Source organism: Actinophytocola sp. (genome assembly GCF_035942955.1).
Taxonomy (GTDB): Bacteria; Actinomycetota; Actinomycetes; order Mycobacteriales; family Pseudonocardiaceae; genus DASYTH01.
This window is the reverse complement of record NZ_DASZCQ010000318.1, coordinates 1-3,040: the sequence shown is the minus strand read 5'-3', so window position 1 is coordinate 3,040 and position 3,040 is coordinate 1. Positions and strand designations below refer to the sequence as shown.

Below are 3,040 nucleotides of genomic sequence, written 5' to 3'. Positions count from 1 at the left end.
GTCCCGGACAGCACCGTCCGGGACAGCGGACGGATGTCGATGCGCCAGAACGATTCCGGGGTTGCGCGGATGGCGTGGACGATGGCGGCCTTGATGACGGAGGGGTGGGTGACCGCCGCGATTCGGTTGTAGATGGTGGGGAGCTCGTCCAGCCAGTTGGCGACGCGGCCGAGAAGGTCCAGTGTGGACTCTCCGCCGTGCGGGGCGGAGGTGGGATCGGTGCGCCATCGTTGCACGGCTTCCGGCTCGGACTCGGTCAGCTCGGCGAGGGTGTGGCCGCGCCAGCGGCCGTAGTCGCACTCGCGGAGACGTTCCTCGATGGTGGGCTTGAGGCCGAGGTCGGCGGCCGTCTGGCGGCAGGGGGTCCCGGGGCCGGTCAGGGCGAGATCCACCCGCTCGGCCATGGGCAGTGGTGGGCGCTCGATCGGTTCGTCGTCCGGGAACGCGGCGCGCCGGGTGGCCGAGGTCGCCGCGTGGCAAACCAGCAGTACGCGGGTGGTCATCCGGCTCCTCCGGGTGGTACGTTGCGAAATCGACCCTGATGGTACGAGGAAGCCGGTGGGAATCCGGCACGGCCGCGCCACTGTATGTGCCCGGTGCACGAGTCAGACCCGGTGCCATCGACGCTCCACGAGTGGGCCGCGTGTGCCCGAGGAGGTGCCCCATGTCGCAGGTTGCGGCGATCCCTGCTCCCATCCCGGTGCGCATACCGGTGCGGCAGATCCTGCCGTACGCGATCTTCGCGGGAGTGCTGTTCCTGGTGGTGATGTACTTCGTCAGCACCGAGCAGGGCGCCCTGTCCCTGTTCTCCGGGACGTACCTGCACGAGCTGGTGCACGACGGGCGCCATCTGCTCGGCTTCCCATGCCACTGAGCGGCATCCGCACATGACGCTGCACATGCGCACCGTACTGGTGTGGGGGTTGCTCGCGGGTCTGCTCGGCGGGCTGCTCGCGCTCGGCTTCGCGTCGGTGTTCGGGGAGCCGCCGGTGGAGGTGGCGATCTCCCTCGAGGAGCAGGAGCACGGCGCCCAACCCGAGGAGGCGCCGCCGGTCGGCCGGGGGGTCCAGCGCACGGTCGGGTTGGCGATCGCGACCTGCGCGTTCGGGGTCGCGGTCGGCGGGCTGTTCGCGCTGGCGTTCGCGTTCGCCTACGGCCGGATCGGCCGGCTCGGCCCGCGCGGCACGGCGCTGGTGACGGCGGCCATCGCCTTCGTGGCCGTGGCCCTGGTGCCGTTCCTGACCTACCCGCCCAACCCGCCCGGGGTCGGCCGGGAGGAGACGATCGGCGACCGGACCGCGCTGTACTTCGCGATGGTGGCGATCTCGGTTCTCCTTGCGGTGGCGGCAATCTACGGCAGCCGGCGGCTTGGCGGCTGGCTCGGCGCGGTGGCGTCCGCGGTGGGCTACGTCGTCGCGGTCGCCGTGGCCGCCGCGCTGCTCCCGCACTTCGACGAGGTGCCGGCGGGCTTCCCGGCCCAGGTGCTGTGGGAGTTCCGGCTCGCGTCGCTGGGCACCCAGGCCGTGCTGTGGGCCACGATCGGCGTCGGGTTCGCGGTGCTGCTCGACCGGGAGGTGCGGCGGTTCACCGAGCGCGGCACCGGGGCCGGGCTCGCCGCCGGGTAGTGTCCATAGCGGACACCTACCACTCGATGCCCTTCTGTCCCTTGGCGCCGGTGTCCATCGGGTGCTTGACCTTGGTCATCCGGGTGACCAGGTCGGCCGCGTCGATGAGCTCGTCGGCCGCGTCCCGCCCGGTGATCACCACGTGCTGGTGGCCGGGCCGGTTCGCCAGGGTCTCGACCACCTCTCCGACGTCCACCCAGCCCCATTTCATCGGGTAGGTGAACTCGTCGAGCACGTAGAGGGTGTGGCGCCGCTCGGCGAGCCTTCTGGCGATCTCCCGCCAGCCCTCGCGCGCCGCCTCGGCGTGATCGAGCTCGGTGCCGTGCTTGCGCGACCAGGACCAGCCGGCGCCCATCTTGTGCCACTCCACCGGTCCGCCCTGCCCGGTCCGCGCGTGCACCTCGCCGAGCGCCAGCAGCGCGGCCTCCTCGCCCACCTTCCACTTGGCGGACTTGACGAACTGGAACACGCCGATCGACCAGCCCTGGTTCCAGCCGCGCAGCGCCAGCCCGAACGCCGCCGTGGACTTGCCCTTCATCTCTCCCGTGTGGACGATCAGCAGCGGGCGGTTGCGGCGCTGCCGGGTGGTCAGCCCGTCCTCCGGCACGGTGTCAGGTTTTCCTTGTGGCATCACCGGCTCCTCAGGCGGCCCGGCGGACGGCGCGGATGACCCCGGTGACCCGTTCCGCCGAAAGCTCATCGAGCCGCACGCAGGCGCCGCCGAGGGCGTCGGCGATGCGGGACGGCAGGCCCAGCCGCACCGGTCCGCGCTCGCAGTCGACCACGATGCTCGCCACCCCGTCCCCCGCGAGCAGCCGGGCCGCCCGCAGCGCGTCGGTCACCGCATCCTCGACGAGGGGAACGGTCGCCCGGCCGTCGGTGACGAGCACCAGCAGCGCACGCCGGCGAGGATCGCGCAGGCGTTCGATCTCCAGCGTGCGGCGTGCCCGCAGCAGGCCGCCGGCGAGCGGTGTCCGGCCACCGGTGCGCAGCCGGCGCAACCGGCTCACCGCGGCGTCCACCGAGGACGTCGGGGGCAGGGCCAGCTCGGCGGTATCGGCCCGGAAGGTCACCAGCCCGACCTTGTCCCGGCGCTGGTACGCGTCCAGCAGCAGGGAGATCACCGCGCCGGTGACCGCCGACATCCGCGTGCGCGCGGCCATCGAGCCGGACGCGTCCACCGCGAACAGCACCAGGTTGCTCTCCCGGCCCTCGCGCACCGCCCTGCGCAGGTCCGGCGGGCGGATCACCAGCCCGGCGCCGGACCGGCCGCGCGCCGGCTGATGCGGCGCGGCCGCGGTGAGCGTGCCCACCAGGTGGACGCCGTGCCCCTGTGCCGGCGACGCCCGCAGCGTGCGGCCGTGCGGCGAGCGGGCCCTCGACCGCCGGCCGGGTGCGCCGGCGCCGAGCCCGTT

General features: G+C 73.1%; 5 protein-coding genes. 2 read left to right on the top strand and 3 right to left on the bottom strand.

Annotated elements, in window-relative coordinates; genetic code table 11:
- On the bottom strand, window positions 1–503 hold a 503-nt coding region (locus VGX25_RS31700; protein ID WP_326921638.1), incomplete at its 3' end, for a histidine phosphatase family protein.
- A 161-nt stretch (window positions 504–664) separates the two neighbouring features.
- Here VGX25_RS31700 and VGX25_RS31695 point away from each other — a divergent pair.
- Together VGX25_RS31695 and VGX25_RS31690 are read left to right on the top strand one after the other, a co-directional pair.
- Complete coding sequence (locus VGX25_RS31695; protein WP_326921637.1) at window positions 665–874, top strand: CbtB domain-containing protein; 210 nt, start codon at window positions 665–667, stop codon at window positions 872–874.
- A 25-nt stretch (window positions 875–899) separates the two neighbouring features.
- Window positions 900–1,625, top strand: a complete 726-nt coding sequence (locus VGX25_RS31690; RefSeq protein ID WP_326921636.1) for a CbtA family protein — start codon at window positions 900–902, stop codon at window positions 1,623–1,625.
- A 16-nt stretch (window positions 1,626–1,641) separates the two neighbouring features.
- Here VGX25_RS31690 and cobO read toward each other — a convergent pair whose 3' ends face one another.
- Window positions 1,642–2,256 (bottom strand): cob(I)yrinic acid a,c-diamide adenosyltransferase, encoded by a 615-nt coding sequence (gene cobO, locus VGX25_RS31685; protein WP_326921635.1) that lies wholly within the window; start codon window positions 2,254–2,256, stop codon window positions 1,642–1,644.
- Window positions 2,257–2,266: 10 nt separating this feature from the next.
- Window positions 2,267–3,040 (bottom strand): vWA domain-containing protein (locus VGX25_RS31680; protein WP_326921634.1); only part of this gene is annotated, 774 nt, incomplete at its 5' end.